Annotated in this window: 22 protein-coding genes; 6 read left to right on the plus strand and 16 right to left on the minus strand. The window is 33.4% G+C overall.

Annotated features, from left to right (window positions below; translation table 11 throughout):
• Positions 1-47: 47 nt before the first annotated feature.
• The 4 genes from ABD077_RS12820 to ABD077_RS12835 are packed head-to-tail and all read left to right on the plus strand — an operon-like array spanning position 48 to position 4,321.
• On the plus strand, positions 48-2,051 hold the full coding sequence (locus ABD077_RS12820) for a urocanate hydratase (protein WP_343912699.1): 2,004 nt from the start codon (positions 48-50) through the stop codon (positions 2,049-2,051).
• Positions 2,052-2,106: 55 nt separating this feature from the next.
• Positions 2,107-3,060 (plus strand): formimidoylglutamase, encoded by a 954-nt coding sequence (hutG, locus tag ABD077_RS12825; RefSeq protein ID WP_343912700.1) that lies wholly within the window; start codon positions 2,107-2,109, stop codon positions 3,058-3,060.
• Between the two features lie 55 nt (positions 3,061-3,115).
• Positions 3,116-3,751: a hypothetical protein gene (locus ABD077_RS12830; protein WP_343912701.1), complete on the plus strand. Its 636-nt coding sequence runs from the start codon at positions 3,116-3,118 to the stop codon at positions 3,749-3,751.
• 51 nt (positions 3,752-3,802) lie between these two features.
• Entirely contained in the window at positions 3,803-4,321 is a 519-nt protein-coding gene (locus ABD077_RS12835) for a hypothetical protein (RefSeq protein WP_343912702.1), read from the plus strand.
• 6 nt (positions 4,322-4,327) lie between these two features.
• On the opposite strand, the gene ABD077_RS12840 is transcribed toward ABD077_RS12835, so the two are convergent.
• The gene (locus ABD077_RS12840; RefSeq protein WP_343912703.1) at positions 4,328-4,804 is read right to left on the minus strand and encodes a hypothetical protein; all 477 of its coding nucleotides are present in this window, start codon (positions 4,802-4,804) and stop codon (positions 4,328-4,330) included.
• Positions 4,805-5,116: 312 nt separating this feature from the next.
• Here ABD077_RS12840 and ABD077_RS12845 point away from each other — a divergent pair, with 312 nt between their 5' ends.
• The gene (locus ABD077_RS12845) at positions 5,117-6,997 is read left to right on the plus strand and encodes a sensor histidine kinase (protein WP_343912704.1); all 1,881 of its coding nucleotides are present in this window, start codon (positions 5,117-5,119) and stop codon (positions 6,995-6,997) included.
• 24 nt (positions 6,998-7,021) lie between these two features.
• Here ABD077_RS12845 and ABD077_RS12850 read toward each other — a convergent pair whose 3' ends face one another.
• The 14 genes from ABD077_RS12850 to ABD077_RS12915 form a co-directional block, all read right to left on the minus strand.
• Positions 7,022-7,534: a ferritin gene (locus ABD077_RS12850; protein ID WP_343912705.1), complete on the minus strand. Its 513-nt coding sequence runs from the start codon at positions 7,532-7,534 to the stop codon at positions 7,022-7,024.
• A gap of 103 nt (positions 7,535-7,637) precedes the next feature.
• Positions 7,638-7,952, minus strand: coding sequence for a hypothetical protein (locus ABD077_RS12855; protein ID WP_343912706.1), 315 nt, complete (start codon positions 7,950-7,952; stop codon positions 7,638-7,640).
• Positions 7,953-8,035: 83 nt separating this feature from the next.
• Complete coding sequence (locus tag ABD077_RS12860; RefSeq protein ID WP_343912707.1) at positions 8,036-8,509, minus strand: MaoC family dehydratase; 474 nt, start codon at positions 8,507-8,509, stop codon at positions 8,036-8,038.
• A 20-nt stretch (positions 8,510-8,529) separates the two neighbouring features.
• Entirely contained in the window at positions 8,530-9,267 is a 738-nt protein-coding gene (gene fabG / locus ABD077_RS12865; protein ID WP_343912708.1) for a 3-oxoacyl-ACP reductase FabG, read from the minus strand.
• Positions 9,268-9,292: 25 nt separating this feature from the next.
• Positions 9,293-10,270 carry an NADPH:quinone oxidoreductase family protein gene (locus tag ABD077_RS12870; protein ID WP_343912709.1) on the minus strand — a complete coding sequence of 326 codons (978 nt, stop codon included), beginning with the start codon at positions 10,268-10,270 and terminating at the stop codon, positions 9,293-9,295.
• A gap of 2 nt (positions 10,271-10,272) precedes the next feature.
• Entirely contained in the window at positions 10,273-11,277 is a 1,005-nt protein-coding gene (locus ABD077_RS12875; RefSeq protein ID WP_343912710.1) for an NADP-dependent oxidoreductase, read from the minus strand.
• A 66-nt stretch (positions 11,278-11,343) separates the two neighbouring features.
• Positions 11,344-12,099 carry an SDR family NAD(P)-dependent oxidoreductase gene (locus ABD077_RS12880; protein ID WP_343912711.1) on the minus strand — a complete coding sequence of 252 codons (756 nt, stop codon included), beginning with the start codon at positions 12,097-12,099 and terminating at the stop codon, positions 11,344-11,346.
• A gap of 28 nt (positions 12,100-12,127) precedes the next feature.
• Positions 12,128-12,511: a hypothetical protein gene (locus ABD077_RS12885; protein WP_343912712.1), complete on the minus strand. Its 384-nt coding sequence runs from the start codon at positions 12,509-12,511 to the stop codon at positions 12,128-12,130.
• An 11-nt stretch (positions 12,512-12,522) separates the two neighbouring features.
• A complete protein-coding gene (locus ABD077_RS12890; RefSeq protein WP_343912713.1) occupies positions 12,523-13,158 on the minus strand; it encodes a transglutaminase-like domain-containing protein in 636 nt (211 codons plus the stop codon).
• A gap of 11 nt (positions 13,159-13,169) precedes the next feature.
• A complete protein-coding gene (locus ABD077_RS12895; RefSeq protein ID WP_343912714.1) occupies positions 13,170-14,222 on the minus strand; it encodes a phosphotransferase family protein in 1,053 nt (350 codons plus the stop codon).
• Positions 14,223-14,256: 34 nt separating this feature from the next.
• On the minus strand, positions 14,257-15,471 hold the full coding sequence (locus ABD077_RS12900; protein ID WP_343912715.1) for an acyl-CoA dehydrogenase family protein: 1,215 nt from the start codon (positions 15,469-15,471) through the stop codon (positions 14,257-14,259).
• A 51-nt stretch (positions 15,472-15,522) separates the two neighbouring features.
• Positions 15,523-16,299: an SDR family NAD(P)-dependent oxidoreductase gene (locus ABD077_RS12905; protein ID WP_343912716.1), complete on the minus strand. Its 777-nt coding sequence runs from the start codon at positions 16,297-16,299 to the stop codon at positions 15,523-15,525.
• 42 nt (positions 16,300-16,341) lie between these two features.
• Positions 16,342-18,156, minus strand: a complete 1,815-nt coding sequence (locus tag ABD077_RS12910; RefSeq protein ID WP_343912717.1) for an acyl-CoA dehydrogenase family protein — start codon at positions 18,154-18,156, stop codon at positions 16,342-16,344.
• Between the two features lie 134 nt (positions 18,157-18,290).
• Complete coding sequence (locus ABD077_RS12915) at positions 18,291-18,863, minus strand: Crp/Fnr family transcriptional regulator (protein ID WP_343912718.1); 573 nt, start codon at positions 18,861-18,863, stop codon at positions 18,291-18,293.
• Positions 18,864-19,554: 691 nt separating this feature from the next.
• Here ABD077_RS12915 and ABD077_RS12920 point away from each other — a divergent pair.
• The gene (locus ABD077_RS12920) at positions 19,555-19,875 is read left to right on the plus strand and encodes an Hpt domain-containing protein (RefSeq protein WP_343912719.1); all 321 of its coding nucleotides are present in this window, start codon (positions 19,555-19,557) and stop codon (positions 19,873-19,875) included.
• Positions 19,876-19,887: 12 nt separating this feature from the next.
• On the opposite strand, the gene ABD077_RS12925 is transcribed toward ABD077_RS12920, so the two are convergent.
• A complete protein-coding gene (locus ABD077_RS12925; RefSeq protein ID WP_343912720.1) occupies positions 19,888-21,036 on the minus strand; it encodes a response regulator in 1,149 nt (382 codons plus the stop codon).
• Between the last annotated feature and the right edge of the window lie 176 nt (positions 21,037-21,212).

The following is a 21,212-nucleotide window of genomic DNA, read 5'->3' on the forward strand; positions in this document are numbered from 1 at the left end:
ATCGATCAAAAAATCTAGTAATTAAAGGTCAATTACAATCCATTATCATGACTACATTCAAAGAGCAAATAAAAACAGGTATCCCGCAAACTCTTCCTAAAAAAAAGGAATTTAACACAAACATAAGCAGAGCTCCAAAAAGAAAACAAATATTATCAATTGATGAAAAGAAACTAGCACTTAAAAATGCTTTGAGATACTTTCCTTCGGAATGGCACGAAGAATTAGCTCCAGAATTTCTTGAAGAACTAAATGAATATGGCAGAATTTATATGTACCGATTTATGCCCGATTATGATATGTATGCCAGACCTATACATGAATATCCAGCAAACAATTTACAAGCAGCTGGAATCATGCTCATGATACAAAATAATTTAGATCCTGCAGTTGCTCAACATCCTTATGAACTTATTACCTACGGAGGTAATGGCGCAGTATTTCAAAACTGGGCACAGTATTTACTAACAATGCATTATCTAGCAACAATGACTGAGGAACAAACATTGCAAATGTATTCTGGTCATCCGATGGGACTATTTCCTTCACCTAAAAACGCTCCACGAGTTGTAGTCACCAATGGAATGATGATTCCAAATTACTCTAAACCTGATGATTGGGAAAAATTCAATGCTCTTGGAGTGACTCAATACGGACAAATGACTGCTGGAAGTTACATGTATATCGGTCCACAAGGAATTGTACACGGAACCACAATCACAGTGATGAATGCTTTTAGAAAAACTCTGAAAACAGGAGAAACTTCTGAAGGAAAAATATTTTTAACAGCCGGGCTAGGTGGAATGAGTGGAGCGCAACCAAAAGCTGGTAATATCGCCAAATGTATCACCGTATGTGCAGAAGTAAATCCAGCTGCTGCCGAAAAAAGACATCAGCAAGGTTGGGTAGACGAGATTATAGACAATCTAGACCAATTAGTAAATCGTGTTAAAGAAGCAATTTCTAATACTGAAGTTGTTTCTATAGCCTATAAAGGAAACGTAGTTGATATATGGGAACGATTTTATGAGGAAAATATTTATGTTCACTTAGGATCCGATCAGACATCATTACATAACCCATGGTCTGGAGGATATTATCCTGTAGATATAAGCTACCAGCAAGCTAATGAAATGATTGCCCACAATCCTGAAGGTTTTAAGGTAAAAGTTCAGGAATCCCTAAAAAGACACGCTACAGCAATCAATAAGCATACAGCCAAAGGAACTTATTTTTTTGATTATGGTAATGCATTTTTATTAGAAGCATCAAGAGCTGGTGCAGATGTTATGAATACTAACGGAGTGGATTTTAAATATCCTTCGTATGTCCAAGATATTTTGGGCCCTATGTGTTTTGACTATGGTTTTGGACCCTTTAGATGGGTTTGTACATCCGGCAAGTCAGAGGATCTGGATAAAACGGATCAAATAGCTATTGAGGTAATGCAAAAAATAAAAGCAGAAGCTCCAAAAGAAATCCAACAACAAATGCAAGACAACATTACATGGATTGAGGAAGCAAAACAAAATAAGCTTGTTGTAGGCTCTCAAGCAAGAATTCTATACGCTGATGCCGAAGGAAGAATAAAAATCGCTGAGGCGTTTAATAAAGCTATTAAATCAGGTGATATATCTGCTCCTATTGTTTTAGGAAGAGATCATCATGACGTTAGCGGTACAGATTCTCCATATAGAGAAACGAGCAATATTTATGATGGTAGTAGATTTACCGCTGATATGGCTATCCATAATGTCATTGGTGATAGTTTTAGAGGTGCCACTTGGATATCCATTCATAATGGAGGTGGTGTTGGTTGGGGCGAAGTAATTAATGGTGGATTTGGACTTTTACTTGATGGATCTAATGAAGCTTCAATTAAATTGAAAAATATGCTCTTTTACGATGTTAATAATGGTATATCTAGAAGAAGTTGGGCAAGAAATGAAGAGGCCATTTTCGCAATAAAAAGAGAAATGAAACGTACACCAACACTTAAAGTAACAATTCCTAATAAATTAAATAATAGCGTTTTAGATAGAGTATTTTAAAGCTTACATTCAAAAACAACTTTAATCAAAATAGATCTCAATAAATTTATAAAAAATGGCTAGTTACGAAAAAACTTCTTACGATATATGGAAAGGGAGAACATCTGACAAAAAGCTATATCTGCATGAAAAGGTACGATGCATCGATCTTAAAAAAGAGGAATTAACTAGAAATCAAAATATTGGATTCTCCATATTAGGATATGCATGTGAAGAAGGAGTTAAAAGAAACCAAGGACGTATTGGTACTGCAACTGCTCCCGATATCATTAGAAAAATGATGGGATCTTTATCAAATCACTTCAAAAATGATGTAGATATCATTGATATTGGCAATATAAACTGTGTTGATGGTGATTTAGAAAAAACCCAAAGTTTTACTTCAGATAAAATATATCAAATACTTGAAAAAGAATATTTTAATATAGTTTTAGGAGGTGGTCATGATTTAGGATACGCGCATTATAATGGTATTAAAAAACATCTCCCTACTGCCACTATCGGAATCATCAATTTAGATGCACATTTTGATTTAAGAGTCCCTAACGGAAAAGGGAATTCCGGTACTCCATTTTACCAAATAGCAAAAGAGAACGATCATTTCAAATACTTATGCTTAGGAATTCAAGAAGAAGCAAACAATAGGATTTTATTTGAAACCGCTCGTGAATTAGATGTAAACTTCATCAAAAATACAGAGTTTACAATGAAGCATACAGATCATATAGACAAAACCCTTATCAATTTCATTAATACTGTTGATTATGTATACCTCTCTATAGATTTAGATGGCTTTTCTTCTGCATATGCTCCTGGTGTAAGTGCTCCTTCTCCATTTGGGTTCTCTCCTTCTATAGCGTTACACACTATCGAAAAGATTTGTAATTCTAACAAACTTATTAGCGCTGACATTGTAGAACTTAATCCAGCTTATGATGTTGATAATTGTACAGCAAGATTAGCAGCTAGATTAATTTATTATATCATGAAGTATATTTCTACTTTATAACATGATTCGCAATTCCTTTTCTTTATCTTTACTATGAAGAATCTGAATCACCTAAATGGAATTAACCGCTAAAACACTCATTTATATCCATGCTTTCTTTGGTAGTATTGGATTATTATCTGGATTTATAAGTTTAGTCGGCAAAAAAGGAAGATTTTATCATAAAAAAGGTGGTGTAGTTTTTTCGATAAGTATGCTTATAAGTTCATTGATTGCAATACCTATTACATTACTACCAAATCATAAAAACTTATTATTACACCTACTTTCTATTTTTACTATCTATTTAGTTGTCTCTGGAAATCGTGTACTTAAATTTAAGAAAAATCACACGATAGGTAATACAGACCTTATTATCACTTCAGTAATGGGAGTTGTTTTTCTTGGGATGATTGCGGTAGGAGCTTATTATCAAATAAATGCAATACCTAAGAGCGCTTTATTTTTCTTTTTTGGAGGATTTGGTATCATGGCAACCACAAGAGATATTAAACTCTACAAAACCTTTAAAACAAACCCTACAGCTTATTTATCCAATCATCTTGGTAAAATGTCTGGAGCTTTTGGAGCAGCCGTAACAGCATTCCTTCTTGCAGCCTTAGATTCAAGCACTCTGTGGGTTTGGCTAACACCATCTGTCGTCACCCTACTATTTGTTACCTTTTGGAGAAGAAAAATTTCAAAAACTTAATGCTGTAACAACATTTCTAGTAAATCGTCTGATTACTAAATCTGTTTCTGTATGACTTTTCAAAATATTATGGAACGTACGTTGCGTTATTTCGTTTCATTTTTCATTTTCATATATGGCGCTGCAAAACCTTTACAATTTCAAAACAATAATGGGTTTCCAGATAAATTGGTAAGTGAACTTACAGGAATGGAACTTATGTGGTCCTTTTTTGGATACACTCAAACACTACCTATAATTATTGGATTGTTACAAGTAACAGGAGCTATATTTCTATTATTTTATAGAACAAAAATTATTGGGATTTTACTATTAATTCCAATTATGATTAATATCGTATTATTTGATATTTTTTATGAAGTAAAAACCGGCGCTACTGTGAACGCTATTGTATTTCTTGTAATTCTTTTCGTCCTTTTAATTTTTGAAAAGAATAGGGTTTCCAAAGTAATACAGATAATTAGTTCAAAAAAAGAAAAGGATCCAAAGCGAATCCTTTATTTTTTTGTTAGTGCAGCATTTGCAGCAACTTTATTTTTTGTGTATACATATCTACAAAACACCTTATAAATTAACCTAAAAAGTTCTTCTTGGCAAATCTCTATAGGTAACTGTCAAACCTTGGTATTGACCTTGCCAACCATTATCATCACCAACCCAGCCAAAATGACTTCGAGGACCATTTACAAACTCATCCACATCATTAATTTGGGTTCTTCCGCCCTGTACTCCAAAACATCCTGTATTATTAGCTCCTACCCAAGAAGTAGGTGTTATTGCCAACATGGTGTGTTGCAAAACTCCACCATGATCCCAAAACCCAATTACAGAGTTTTCACGAACTTGAACTTCTCCACCAACTCTAGCTGGCAAACCCATATCAGGAAAAAAGAATCGTTCTGCTTCTACAGAAGAGATATTCTGTAACGGATCTGGATAATCTCCTGTAAAATTTCCATTAGCTATTAGCCATCTGTAGACGAAAGTATGGCATATTTCAGAATCTGGACTCATTCCTAACTCTGGAACATATGTACTTAAAAAAATCCCCATTGTTGTTTATTTAAAAGGTTCTAAAAGTTATTATGGTTGAAATAAATATGAAAATAACATATTTAAATCCACCTTTAAAAATACAAAAAAAACCTCCAAATTTCGTAAAGCAGCAGGCAATTAAAAAAGGGAGAAAAATCATATCTCTAAAAACTTAAATATTAAGAGGACGTATATATAAATACTTTTGTATCTTAGAACAATACATTAATTCTCTTAACGATACACACATCGATCATCTTGAAGATTTTTTAAAAACGGCACTAAAAATTTCTTTCTTTCAATGAAAGTTAGGATGATTAATTATGTTCTATGGAAGCTATTAATTTTTATCAAATATCAGTTTTTCTACTACAAGGGTTTGTTGTCTCATCATTGGTATTGATATTATTCCATTTTCGTAAGGTCACTGGTAATGGTTTACTTTTTACCGCACTTGGGATGTTTCAATTCATACAGGTATTCACCGCGACTACTATGTATTTCGAAATATATGATGGTATAACTGTCTCTCCTGGCTCTTCTGTACTCTTTTCTGTTACGCTATTTTCAGTTTTAATATTTTATATAAAGGAAGATGCATTACTAACTAGAAGACTTATTTATGCCTTAGTCATTGCAAATTTAATGATTGTAATTTTATTACTGTTATTTAGCATCAACCTACAAGACTCTAAGATACATCAGGTGTCTTTTAAGATGATCTCTGATTTTTTTAACACCAATATCTTTTTGTTGATTTACGGCACAGTATTATTATTTGTTGATTCTATATTACTCATTTTCGTGTATGAATACATTTCTAAATATATCGAAAATCTATTCTTTCGCATATTCTTAACAATGCTTACTATCCTCACTTTCGATGCGATTCTCTTTAGTGTTGTAGGATTTTGGAACAACAGTAGTATGCTATCTTTTTTAATATCTGGTTTAGCTTCTAAAATTACTATGAGTTTTTACTATGGGATTATTTTTACTGTGTATTTAAAATACATACAAAAAGAAATCAACGAAAATACCTACGCTACTTTTAAAGATGTATATCATTCACTAACCTACCGTCAAAAATTTGAAGAAGCAGAAAAAGTAATTCAGCTAGGTGAAAATAGGTATCAAACACTAACTGATATTTCTCCGGTAGGTATTTTTATGACAAAGGCTAATGGAAAAACTACTTTTGTAAATGAAAAATGGTGCCAGACTTCAGGAATTCCACAGCAAGAAGCTTTGAATGACGGGTGGTTAAAAGCTGTTCACCCAGAAGATCGAAAAAAACTAAAACAAGGATGGTATCAAGATTCTAAGAAAAAAGATTCTTCTCATGCAGAATATCGTTTTTTACGCCCTGATGGAACAATTAAATGGGTATTAGGTCAAGCAATTCCAGAATATAATGAAAAAGGAGAAGTAATCGGTTATGTAGGAACTACTACAGATATCACAGATTTAAAACTCTACGAAATAGAACTGAACAAACTAAAAGATAAAGCCGAAGAAAGTGATCGATTAAAATCTGCATTTCTTGCCAATATGAGTCATGAAATTCGCACTCCTATGAATGGAATCTTAGGATTTGCCGAGTTATTAAAAGAGCCTGTACTAACCGGTGATGAACAACAACTATACATCAGTTTAATTGAAGAGAGTGGTGCTCGAATGCTAAACATCATTAGAGATATTATCGATATTTCTAAAATTGAATCTGGACAGGTAAAAGTGTTCCTATCTGATTTAAATGTAAATGAACAAGTAGCTTATTTATATAATTTCTTTAAACCTGAAGCAGATAGAAAAGACCTAGATCTTTCATTTAAAAACGGACTACCTGATAGTGATTCCATTATTAAAACAGATAAAGAAAAGTTTAATGCAATCCTTACTAATCTGGTCAAAAATGCCCTTAAATACACTCCAGAAGGTTCTATTACATTTGGATATGAATTAGAGGGTGATTTTTTACAGTTTTATGTAAAAGATACTGGTATGGGAATTGCTAAGGATAGACAAAAAGCAATTTTTGAACGCTTTGTGCAAGCTGATATTGAAAACAATTATGCTATTGAAGGTGCTGGTATCGGTTTATCCATTGCTAAAGCATACAGCGAAATGCTAGGTGGCAGTATCTGGCTGGATAGCACAAAGGATATAGGTAGTATATTTTATTTTACTATTCCTTACCAGAAGGAATAGTAAAATAAAGAAATGATTTATTAATTATTCTGTCGGAATTCTTTCATCTACAAATTTTAAAGGCATATCTCCCATAAGATCTATCATATCTAAGATATCTCTTATTGTTTGCTCCTCTTCCATTTGTTCTTCTACAAACCATTGTAGAAAGTTTTCAGTTCCAAAATCATTTACTTTTCTACATTTAGCAACAATGTTATAGATAGACTTAGTAACACTAATTTCCTGTTCTAAGGTTGCTTCAAAGACTTCTTTTAAAGAACTATATTCATGAGCATTTGACAAATTGGAAACTTCTGGAGAATACGCCGCTCCTCCAGCATCATTGATGAACTTAAAAATCTTCATCATATGCTCTCTTTCTTCTTCAGATTGTTTGTAGAAAAAATCAGCACTTTTAAGTAATCCCTTTTGATCACACCAAGAGGCCATCGCCAAATATACAGATGATGCATGTTGCTCTTTTGCAATTTGCGCATTAAGCAAATCCATTACTTCTAAATTGATACTAATCTGTTTTCTCGCTATATTTTCCATTTCTCGTGTGTTTTGTCAATTAATTTTAATTTAAAATTAAACAAAAAAAGAAAGAGAAAATAATAGCGATATCAATTTATAAAAAGTCTAAATATAAGTAAGATTAGACGGTAACAAGAATATCTTGCAATTCTATCATCGTGAATGTTCCATGAATCAGATCCACAAAATCTAACACCTGAAGTGTATCCAATAATAATACATGCTGTTTATCACAGAACAATAAAAGAGTGGTGTCACCCTGATTAAGCATATATTCTATATGTTCTTGGGCAGATAATTGTTTTGCCTTATATCGAAGACTCAATAATTGACAAAACGATACCTTTATCAATTTATGACCAAAATCAATATAAAAACAACGTTCTTCAGCAGACTGATAAGAAGTATAATATTTTGAGGCAAACAGTAATTCCATATTCCAACAGCAAAATTAATTGTTATTTAGATCTATTCCAAATATAAATAACAATTTTATAAGTTTTTACTATCTAAATAATATTATTCTTGATTTTCAAACATCAATGAAACAAATTCTGCTACACAGGCAGGCTTTCTAACGCCTTCGATTTCGACAGAGCAATCCCAAGTGATCTTTAATCCTTTCTTTGTATATGGCTCTACCTCTGCAATACTACTATGCAATCGTAACCTACTATCAACAATAACAGGGTGTGGGAATCTAACTTTATTAAGACCATAGTTTACCCCCATTTCCAAACTTTCAACAATCACAAGATCCATTAGCATCTTGGACAACAGTGAAATCGATAAAAAGCCATGAGCAATAGGTTTTTTAAATGGTGATTCTTTTTCAATACGCTCTAAATCCACATGTAACCACTGATAATCTTGTGTTGCATCCGCAAAAGAATTAATCATTTCCTGAGTAACAGTAACCCATTCTCCAATTGGCAAGGTCTTTCCTTTATGAGTTTTAAACTCTTCAAAGTTTTTACAAATAAGTTGTTCCATATATTTACGTATAGATTCATTTACCTAGAAATGCCTCCATCTATGGTCAAACAGATACCTGACACATAAGAAGCCTCATCAGAAGCCAAATATAAATATCCATACGCAATATCCATTGGTGTTGCAGCTTTTTGTAATGGTATTTGTGATTTTATTCCATCAATATGCTCTTTGGGGATTTGATCAGTCATTTCTGTTAGCGTAAAACCTGGTGCTAAAGCATTCGCCGTAATACCATATTTTCCAAGCTCCATAGTCCATGTTTTAGACATGGCAATCACGCCAGCTTTAGTTGCCGAATAATTTGTCTGTCCAAAGTTTCCTCTTAGCCCTACATTCGATGCTGCAGAAACTATTCTACCGTAGCCAGCTTCTTTCATGTACTTTGAAATAACCTGAGTACAGAGAAAAACTCCTTTAAGATTTACATCTATAACAGCATCCCATTCGGCTTCGCTCATTTTATGTAATGTACGATCCTTGGTTATTCCTGCGTTATTAATTAATATATCAATCTTTCCATATTTTTGATATATTCTTTCAGCCTCTATTTCAATTCCATTTTTATCAGTTACAGAAATATTTGTAAACTCAGCTACTTGATCTTGATCAGCTATAGCACTCGCCAAATCCTTACCTGCTTCCAAAAGGTCCCAAATAATTACTTTAGCACCTTCACTTGCAAATAAGGTAGAAATTGCTTTTCCTATTCCTCTGGCTCCACCTGTAACAACAGCTACTTTATCTTTTAATCTCATCTTTTCATTAATTATATCGATATCATTAAGAACACTGAATCACTACTTTCCCTTTTACCTTACGATTTATCATTTCCTCTAAAGCCTTAGAAGCATCTTTTAATTCATATACCTTATGAATATGAGGTTTCAATTTTCTTTCTTCGAGCCATTTCATTAATTGCATCGTATTATCCATATTCATTTTAGGATTCTTCATCGCAAAACTACCCCAAAAAACACCAACAACTGAACATCCTTTTAACAAAGGTAAATTTAAAGGGATTTTAGGAATAGAACCAGCTGCAAAACCCACCACCAAGTAGTGTCCTTCCCAAGCCATAGAACGTAATGCTATTTCTGAATAGTCTCCTCCTACTGGATCGTATACCACATCTACTCCTTTGCCATCTGTTAACTCTTTTACTTTAGATTTAAGATCTTCGGTAGCATAATTAATAACCTCATCAGCACCATACTCCTTGCATAGCTTTAACTTATCCTCGGAAGAAGCGGCTGCAATTACTTTAGCGCCCATTAGCTTCCCTAATTCCACAGCTGCAAGACCTACACCTCCAGAAGCTCCCAGAACTAATAAAGTATCTCCTTCGTTTAGATTTACTCGATCTTTTAATGCATGGTAAGATGTCCCATATGCAATCATAAACGAAGAGGCTATTTCAAATGACATTTTTTGAGGTTTTTTAAAACACAAATTCGCTGGCATTACCACTTCCTCCGCATATCCGCCTTTCATCACAAATCCAAAAACCTCATCATTAACCTCTAAATGTTTCACTTCACTACCCACTTCTTTAACTATTCCAGCAACATCACTTCCTGGAACAAATGGTAATTCTGGTTTAAACTGATACAATCCTTGAATAATCAAGGTATCGGGAAAATTAACCCCACAAGATTTTATCTGAATAAGAACTTCATCTTTCTTTAATTTCGGACTTTCTATATCCTCAAAAACCAAATCAGAAGGAGGTCCATATTTTTTACATATAATAGCCTTCATAATTACTCCTCTATAACCTTTAGAACTAGTTTCCCCATTTTGTCTCCAGAAAAAAGGCGCAAAAAAGTATCATGGAAATTTTCTATTCCCTGATAGACATCTTCTTTACTTTTTAACTTCCCTTGTGCTAACCAGCCTCCCATTTCTTTAGCTGCTTTCCCGTAATCCTTAGCATAATCCATGACAACCATTCCTTGCATAGTTGCTCTATTTACCAATAAAGACAAATAATTTTTGGGGCCTTTTACATCATTCATATTATTATATTGAGAAATGGCTCCACAAATGACTATTCTTGCATGCATTCGAAGTCTTGATAAAGCCGCATCTAAAATTTCACCTCCTACATTATCAAAATAAACATCAATTCCTTTTGGACATTCTCTTTTGATTGCATCATAAATTTCTTCAGACTTATAATCTATAGCTCCATCAAAACCTAATACCTCCTTTATGTATTTACATTTTTCAGCCCCTCCTGCTATACCAATAACACGGCATCCTTTAATTTTAGCTATTTGACCTACAATACTACCAACAGCTCCTGCAGCTCCAGAAACTAAAACAGTATCTCCTTCTTTAATCTTACCAACTTCGAGAATACCAAAATACGCTGTCATTCCAGGCATACCTAAAGTTCCGATATACATTGGTAAAGGCGCTAAGCTTGGATCCACGGGATACCAATTTTCTCCATTCGTTACTACATACTGTTGAACACCACCCCAGCCTGTTAAAAAATCACCTTCTTTAAACTTTGGATGATTATTTGACGTTACCACTTTACCTATAGATCCAGCTCTCATTACATCATCTAACTCTACTGGTTCAATATATGATTTTCCTTCTCGCATCCAACCTCGCATTGCAGGATCCAATGATATATAATGATGTTGTATTAGAACTTCACCTTCTTTTGGTTCTGGAATAGCTTTATTTTGCAATTCCCAAGTATTTTCATCTGGTAATCCTTCTGGTCTATTTTTTAAGATGATTTGTTTATTCATGTGTATTGTTTTATTTCTCTATTAGTTTAGTTCTTTTCTGTATCAATGGTTTATCTTAAAATTTGTTTATAAAGACGTTCCTCCATCTAACGTTATGGTTTGTCCTGTTATGAACTTTGTAGCATCAGATGCTAACCACACTACTGCTTCTGCTATTTCTTCTGCTTGACCATATCGCTTCATAGGAATTACACTTTTAAGCATATCGTCCATATCTGGTCGCACAGATAATAATTTATTAAGTAGTGCAGATTCTGTATAACCCGGACATACTGCATTAATTCTAATGTTTTTCGTAGCGTATTCTAATGCAGCTGATTTTGTCATTCCTACTACAGCAAACTTACTAGCACTATATGACAGGTTGTTTAATGATGCTTTTAGACCAGCCAGAGAAGCTATATTTACAATATTTCCATAACCTTGTTTCATCATTTGCTGTAATGCTAATTTCATACAATAAAACACTCCTGTTTGATTGACGGCAATTACATTATCCCAGTCTTGCAATGTATATTCTGCTGTTTTAGACATATTTCTAGGGCCAATTCCCGCATTATTAACCATTACATCCAACTGCCCGAACTGATCAACTGTTTTCGCAATAAGAGTTTCTACCTCTTCATAACTTGCCACATTCGCTGGAATCACTGCTGCTTTTCCTCCTTCATCCAGTATTTGATCCGCTGTACGTTTTGCTTTTCCTTCTTTTATATCCGATACTATTACCGTTGCTTTATGTTTTGCAAAATGTTTTGCGGTAGCAGCTCCAATCCCAGAACCTGCTCCTGTTACGATAACTATTTTATTTTGTACTTGCATATTCCTTTATTTTTGTTGAAGTTGTTTCTTAATGATTTGCGCATAAAATAAGACGAGAGTCTAATAAGGATCTGCTTCTCATTTCCATCGGATACGCCTTGTGACTAATCATTCCTATAAACTCTTCTTTACTTTCGTATTGTACAATTAGTATTTTGTCCCATTCTAAAGTATCTGCAGGTCCAATTAATTCGTAGATTGGTTTTCCGTTGTAAACTATTTCAGCGTTTGTTGCTTTAAAAAAAGGAAGTGCTGCTTTCATATATTCAGCATAGCCTTCTTCTCCAGTTATTCCCTGCTCTTCTATAATACCTTTAAATTTTAATAGATTAATCATTTGAAAAGATCCTGCGATAGGTAATTTCAAAAAATCACTTAATTGTTTTTCAGTTATACTAGTATAGGTTTTCATAAAGTTGATATTTACAATCTTATTTCTTTTAATCCTTCATACTTATTATAAATTTCGCCGTAATGTTCTCTTATATTATTTAAAATAAAATCATATGGTACATCTTCAAAATGCCCATAATCCTCTAAATACTCCATAAAAGCACCTCCTTCATTATCAAACTCTTGAAACATCGAATCTTCTTCTCCATTAAATTCTAGTGGTGCTACATTACATTTTTCGCACAACTCTTTATTAAATGCTGGAGAAGCCTTTAACCATTTTCCATTAAGAAAGACATTAATCATTCCGTGCGGTGTTAATTCATTCGTTCCAATTTTTTCAATCAATCGCTCCACACCTATGTGGTTTTTTACTTTTGCTAAGTGTATTCTTGCAGGAATTCCAAGACCTCGTAATCCTGCGATTAATATGATCGATTTATCTAAACAATGCCCACTATTTCTTTTTACTAATGCACTTGCCTTATACGCTTCTTTTTTTAAACGGATATGATAAGGATCATAACGCCACCCATCTCTAACTTTCAGATATAAACCAACCGCTTTTTCCTTTTGTGTTAGCTCTTCATTATCAAACTCCTGTATCATATTTTTAATATCAGCACTTTGATGATCGTAATAGTATGTTTCCTCTAAATAACTCATTTTTTCCAGTATTAGTCAATCTTTTTTGTTTGGATTGCCCTCCATGCCAACGAACATAACAAAGCCGATGCCTGATCCAATTGGGCAAAACGCGGGTCTGTTGTTAATCCTTTATCATACCTGTAGTAAATTTGCTGAGCAATCACTGCAATTTTAAAAAGTCCGAAAGCATAATAGAAAATCAGATTATCGACAGTATTTCCACTTTTCACTGCATATTTCTGAACAATTTCACTTCTAGTTGGATTGCCTTCCATTATGGTAGGTGAAGGAATTCCTTTTTTTACAAATTCATGATCACTCTGCATTGTCCAATATCCTAAAGATGTACCTAAATCCATTAAAGGATCTCCTAGCGTTGCCATTTCCCAATCCAAAACAGCATTTACTTCATTCCAATTCTCATCTTTAAAAACAATATTGTCATATTTAAAATCATTATGAACTAAGCTGTATGTATACTCTTTTGGCTGATGTGTCTCCATCCATTCCATTACTTTTTGCGCTTCCGGAACATCTTGAGTCTTTGCTGCCACATATTGCTTACTCCAATTAGATACCTGACGCTCCACATATCCCTCTGGCCTACCAAGATCTTCTAACCCTGCTTTATTATAATCTATCGCATGTAATTGAACAAAAGTATCTAACCAAGATTCTGCTATTTTCTTAAAACTTGTATCATTAATATTTCTCTTTTTTGCTTCTTGAATGCTTAGAATAATTCCTTCCACTTTTTCCATCACATAAAACTGGCATCCCAAAATACTTTCATCACCAGTATAAGCATGCATCTTGGGAACTTTTGGAAACGCTTTATAAATACCAGATTGAACCCTAAATTCTCGTCCCATATCGTGTCCTCGTTTTATGGCACCAAATGGAGGACGTCTTAACACATACTCCTTATCTTCTATTGCTACTAAATATGTAAGATTGGAGTAGCCATGAGTATATTGCGTAACCTTCCATGGACTCTCGATACTCTGTATAAGGTCATTTTTTTGTAGAAATGATTTTAATGCTTCTTCATTAAGTTCTTCTCCTTTACGAACATCTTGCATGATAGTAATCTTTAAAAAGCGTTGATTTTATATATTACTCAGCGTATTTTTTTATAATACTTTTTCCTAATTGGTACATATGTACTTCATCTGGTCCATCTGCTAACCTCAGCATTCTTGCAGCAACAAAAAAATGTGCTAATGGAGTATCTGGACCCACACCTTTTCCACCATGAATTTGCATGGCTCTATCAATTACTTTCAATGCCATTTTAGGAGCTACTACTTTAATCATAGCAATTAAATCTTTGGATAATTTATTCCCAAATTTATCCATCTTATCAGCTGCAGAAAGTGTCAATAATCTAGCTTGCTCAATATCACATTGCGATTTTGCAATTTCTTGTCTAATACTGCTATAATCTTTAAATGTTTTTCCGAAAGCTATACGTTCTGAAGCTCGTTTTGACATTAGCTCTAAAGATCTCTGAGCCATTCCGATAAGACGCATGCAATGATGAATACGTCCAGGCCCTAGTCTTCCTTGCGCTATTTCAAAACCTCTTCCTTCTCCCAGAATCAAATTTTCTTTGGGAACACGAACATTTTCTAGTAAGATCTCTGCATGCCCTTCTGGTGAATCATAAAAACCAAAAACCGATAAGGGTCTAATTATTTTTAATCCAGGTGAATTCATAGGTACTAAGACCATACTTTGCTGTTGATGTCTTGGAGCCTGTGGATCTGTTTTACCCATTACGATGGCTATTTTACAATTAGGGTTCATTCCGCCAGAAGACCACCATTTCCTTCCATTAATCACATAATCATTTCCATCACTCACAATGGAAGTTTCGATATTTGTTGCATCCGAAGAAGCGACTTGAGGTTCTGTCATTAAAAAAGCAGAACGAACATCTCCGTTTAACAAAGGTGCTAACCATTGTTTTTGCTGATCTTTTGATCCATACTTTGCCAAAACCTCCATATTTCCAGTATCTGGCGCACTGCAATTAAAGATTTCTGAAGACCATAAAATGCGCCCCATAATTTCTGCTAGAGGAGCGTACTCCAGATTTGACAATCCAGGACTTAGATCTCCATACGCTTTGGGTAGAAATAAATTCCATAAACCTTCTTCCTTGGCTTTCTGTTTTAATGATTCCATACCGGGCCATGGTTTCCAAAGATTATCAGGATGATACAGAAATTCATTGACTTCTCTTTCTACAGGCAGAATATGTGTATCAAAAAACGAAGTAAGTCTCTCTTGAAGATCTATAATTTTTTCTGAGTAATCGAAATTCATATACTCTCTATTATTAGCTATAATTATTATTTCAAAATCTATCTCTCAAGATTAACCTGCTATCATATAACCTCCGTCCGCGGTATACACTCCTCCAGTCATATAAGCTCCGGCATCTGAAGCTAGTAAACAAACAATCCCTGCCATTTCATCTGGCATTCCCATACGAGATGAAGGCAATGATTTTTCTATTTTATTAAGTAACTTTTCATTTTGCCAAAGAGCAGCACTGAATTTAGTTTTGATAAGTCCTGGACAAATTACGTTCGCTCTGATACCATATTGTCCCCATTCTTTAGCTTGATTCTTAGTTAACATCAGTAAAGCCGCTTTACTCGTACTGTATAAACCTAAACCAGCTCCTGGATGCAAAGCTTCTACAGAGGCTATATTAATTACACTACCACCTCCTCTTTCTTTCATAGAAGACAATACCAGATTAGATAATAGCCAAGGTGCTTTTACATTTACATCCATAATCTTGTCAAAAACTTCTTCTTCAGCTTCTTCAATTGGAGCATAAATAGGATTAATAGCCGCATTATTTACCAAAATATCTACTCCACCATAATGTTCTATGGTTTTTTCTATTAGCTCTTTACGTTGATCGGCTTTACCGATGTGACAAGCAATTCCAATCGCTTCTAAACCATTGTTATTGAATTCTTCTGCAACGTTATCAACCGCTTCTTGATTTCTGCTACTTATAACCACTTTGGCTCCATATTCTGCCAATCCTTGAGCGATTGATTTTCCAATTCCTTTGCTAGAACCAGTTATAATAGCTACTTTTCCTTTTAAATTAAATGATTGCTGTATACTCTTCATTAGGTGTTTAATGAATTAATGATTTTTAAATTGTGGGATAAATTAATGTAAGATCTCTTTTTCAGTTGCTACTGTAAGTACTTCTTCATTCGTTAGAATTTCTGCTAATCCAGTAGTCTTTGGCAACTCGTATTTATAATAAAACCGCATTGCATGAATTTTACTTTCATAAAACTCTTCTGAATATTTTAAAGCGCCAGAAATCAATGTGCTCTTAGCAAAAGTTGCTGTTTCTAGCCAAACCCAAGCTAGGGTGATATTACTTAAAAATTCCATAAAAGGAGAAGCATCAGATAAAAACCTTTCGTAATCGCCTTTTTTAGCAAAACCGACTAAAAATCCAATTACTTTTTGAGCTAATTGAAGTTTACCTCCAAGGGTATTTGCATATTTTCTTAGATCTTCGAACTTAGATGCATTTTCTATAGTTAGCATTACTTCTTTAGTAAGTAATTCTAAAGCCTTTCCATTTTCCATTAAAAGCTTTCGACCGAGTAAATCTTGAGACTGTATACCTGTAGTCCCTTCGTAAATTGGAAATATTCTAATATCTCTATGATATTGCTGTAATATAAAATCTGCACAAAACCCATATCCACCTAACACCTGTAAACCATTAGAAACAGCTTGTGCTCCCATCTCTGAAGGATATGTTTTTACCATCGGAATGATCAATTCTAACAATAAGCTATATCTTTCTTTTTCTAAAGGATCTGTAACAGTCTCTTTAAGATCATAATATTTTGAAGCTAACAATACCAAGCTTAGTGAACCTTCTGCAACTACTTTTTGCAATAAAAGCATTCTACGAACATCAGGGTGATTGATAATTAAAGTCTGGCCTTGTTCAGGGTCTTTTTTTCCGGTACTTGCAAGCTTTCTACCTTGCGGACGTTCTTTTGCATACTGTAATGAAGCATGATAGGCAGCTGTAGCAATTGCCGCCGCACCTCTTCCTACAGCGATTCTTGCACCGTTCATCATCAAAAACATATATTTAAGACCATGATGCGCTTCACCAACTAACCAGCCTTTACAATCATCTGCATCGCCAAAACCTAAGTGCGTAGTACAATAACCGCGTTGACCCATCTTTTGAAAATCTGCAACCGTAGTAACATCATTACTAATAAGTCCTCCTTTACCATCAGGTCGTTTTTTAGGTACAATAAATAAGGAAATTCCTTTTGTTCCTGCTGGAGCTCCTTCAATACGTGCGAGTACCAAATGGACAAAGTTTTCTGCATATTGATGGTCTCCTCCAGAAATAAATATTTTTTGTCCTGAAATTTTATAAGAGCCGTCATCCTGTGGTGAAGCTTTTGTAACCACATCAGAGAGCGAACTACCAGCTTGGGGCTCCGTTAAACACATTGTTCCTCCCCAATCACCAGATAACATCTTGGGAACGTATGTGTCATTCAATTCTTTATTGGCAAAATGAATGATGAGTTCTGCAGCTCCTAGTGTTAAACCTACGTAACCAGGCAAATGATTATTAGCGGCATCCTGTATAAAAGCAGAAGCTGTATAGACCATCATAGGCATTTGCAATCCTCCCGCTTCATAGTCAAAGGTACCTGAAATGAGTCCCATTTCTCCACCTTTTTTCATCATTACTTCTACCTGTTTATGCACCACTACTCCACCATTTTCGTGATATGCAGGGTTTTCATCCATTTCCTTGAAATACGGAAACAGTTCTCTATCCGAAAATTCTTTTACAGAATCTATAAACAAATTCAACGAATCCCTATCATGATCGGTAAAACGTTCTTGCAGTAATACCTCTTCTAGATTATGAACGTCGTATAAAAAGAATTTTAAAGTATCTATATCTACATATTGATTAGCCATTGCTTGAAGTTTTAAGAAGTTGATTATTGACAACTCATTAAATTTCGTGAATATTTAATACATTCTCATTAAACATGTTTAATAAATGAGAAATTTAAGATTTTGTTAGGTTTTCGATCTAACAAAAATAAACTCTATTGTTGGCTAAGGCGTTTTCTTATTTTTGAAAGTCCTACTGGCGTTAATCCTAGGTAAGAAGCAATCATATATTGAGGAACTCGTTGAAAAAGAGAAGATCTTTTTTCTAACAACTGAAGATATCGTTCCTGATTTGATAAATTTTTGATACGATTAATTTTTTGAAAATTATTGATATAGGCTTTCTGCATGGACAATCTTCCGAATCTTTCTAACGCATGAGAATGATCAAAAACTTTTAATGCATCACTTTTGGATATCGCATAGACTACTGAATCTTCTGTAAGCTCCAAATATGATTCTGAAGGTATTTCTTCTATATAAGGATATAAATCTGTAAAAAAAGTATTCTCCGTATAAAACTCCATAACCCTGGTTACTCCATTTTCTACGGTATAGTAGGTTGCACAACCTTGCTTCATATAATAGAAATTACGGATATATTGCCCTGGTTTTACAAGAAACATTCCTTTTTTGTACGTTTCTTTTTTATAAAACTGAAGCCCAAATTCCATATCCGAATCGCTAACTGGTGTAAAGGACCGTATTTTTTCTTCTAGATCTTTCAATATGTATTGCTATATCAACGAAAGAACAAAATATTTATATAAAGACCAAGTATTACACGAGGAATGAGTTTATGGTACAAAAAAAAGGTCACTTACAAGAAGTAACCTTTTTCGACTATTTATAAACTACAACTAAACAATTTATTATTTACGGATTGCATAACTAGATGCCCCGGGAAGATCTCTTAAAAAATCAACTGCACTTTTTAAAATAAGCTCAATAGAAGAGTAAAGGTGATTCATAACTGTGTGATTTAAAGATTAAACAGGTTAAATATACATAGTTATTAACAATTTAACAAAAATATTGTTCAATTAATGTTTATAAATTGTTTAAAAGTACATTTTTAAGGATAAAATTGAATTAATTTATATATTTAAAATGAAAATGTAAGTTATTTCTTTCTATAATTGTTAATAACTATGTTAACAACTGTAATTTATGTTAATAACTAGGAAGATAACTAGTAACTAAATTCAAAAACCTATATAGCATGTGATCATGGAAAGTGATTTATAATCAAAAAACGAAACTATTATTCATAAATATGCGTAGGCATATTTTGATAAAAACTTGTAGTTTTTCCTAATTTTTGTTCTTAAATTAGAGGTAAATTCCCCCAGCCTTAACACACAATCTTTATAAAAAACTGTATGCCAAACAATTAAAAACTAAACATAGATTTGATTTATGGAGCAACCAAACCTATCTTTTATTACTAAACTCTCTAACGGAGATAAAGTCTTTGAAGAAAAAATATTTAAAGTAATTCGAAAAGAGTTTCCTGAAGAAAAAGAAAAATATTTTTTGAGTATAAAATCAAAAAATTACACGAAAGCAGCGGAAGATGTGCATAAGCTTAAACACAAGATTAGTATCTTGGGATTAGAAAAAGGATATGATGTTGCAGAAAAATACGAAGACAACCTAAAAGAATCCTCTGAAATACTAAAAGAGGAGTTTGAAAATATCTTAACTAATATCACTAGCTATTTAGCAGAAACCCTATAAGGTTTTATCATATTAATTTTTAAAACTATAGTGGTATGCTATTTGACCTAATTGCCCAACAATTTTCACAGAGTCTTTCATGGATAATTTGGATCCATCAGCATGTATCCACCTTTTAAGAGGTTGTTCGCATATATAAGAAATTGCTTTTTTCTTTCCATAAAATTTTCGCATTCTCATAAAAATCTCCACGTCGAATAACCATCTTGTAATGAACTTTTCTTTAAACAACTCATTAAATACTTCTTTATCCATTATTTTGGCTCCACATTGAGTATCATTAAATGACATACCCAATATATTACGAATGATTAGATTAATAGTTTTACTAATTATTTTACGTGCTGATTCCTTGGTGATATCCGCTCCCATTCTACTCATTCTGGATCCACTTACAATTTTAAAATCAGAAGAGGCTATTGTTTTTACCAAGTCATCAAAATCCTTGAAATCTGTAGAAAGATCGGCATCTAGATATCCTATATAATCTAACTGTTTATCTTTTGCCATATGTAATACTCCTTGTCTCACTGCCTCACCTTTTCCACCATTTTTCTCGCAATTATAAACACTTATATTATCTTCTCTCCCTTTTTGTAACTCTAATAAAACATTAAGTGTATCATCTGTACTTCCATCATTAACAAAACACAAATGATATCCTAGATTACTATTCGTAAAATCAATAAATTCCTTACTTAACAATCTTTTTTCTTCATTGTAGCACGGAATTACCACTCCCACACAATTTCTTTGTAGTATTTTACCTTTAGAATCATCGCTAGGAATCCTGTCTTTCTTCACCCCTAAAATCCTACCTATTCTAACCGAAACTTCATTCAATGATAGTGGTTTTTTCATATAATCATCAATCCCTAAATCAAAACCATTAATGATGGTATCTTCATCGTTATTTCCGGAAAGTACTAATACCTTTACATCAGGTTTTTTTTCTCTTTTTACGGTTTCTATAACTTCTAAACCAGACATTCCATCCATATTAATATCCACGATGATAAGATCAGGGTCAAAAGAATCAAAAAGACGTAATCCTTCTTGTCCGCTATCCGCACATTTTACTTCATATCCCAAATCGGTAAGATGTTTTTCTAAAGATAATAGTATTAGTTGCTGATCATCAATCGCTAAAATTCTTTTCATTATATATCTAATTTAAAACTTATTATAAAATCTTAATCGAGCCTGTACTATTTGGATTTGTGGAAGTATCTGTTAGCGATAAAATCACTAAAGATATTATTAGCTGTTTTATAAATTTAGGGAATTTTCACCTAAATACACAAGGAGATAATTTTATTTTCAAAATATTTGTGTAA

The sequence above is a fragment of the Aquimarina litoralis genome, from assembly GCF_039523995.1.
GTDB lineage: Bacteria > Bacteroidota > Bacteroidia > Flavobacteriales > Flavobacteriaceae > Aquimarina > Aquimarina litoralis.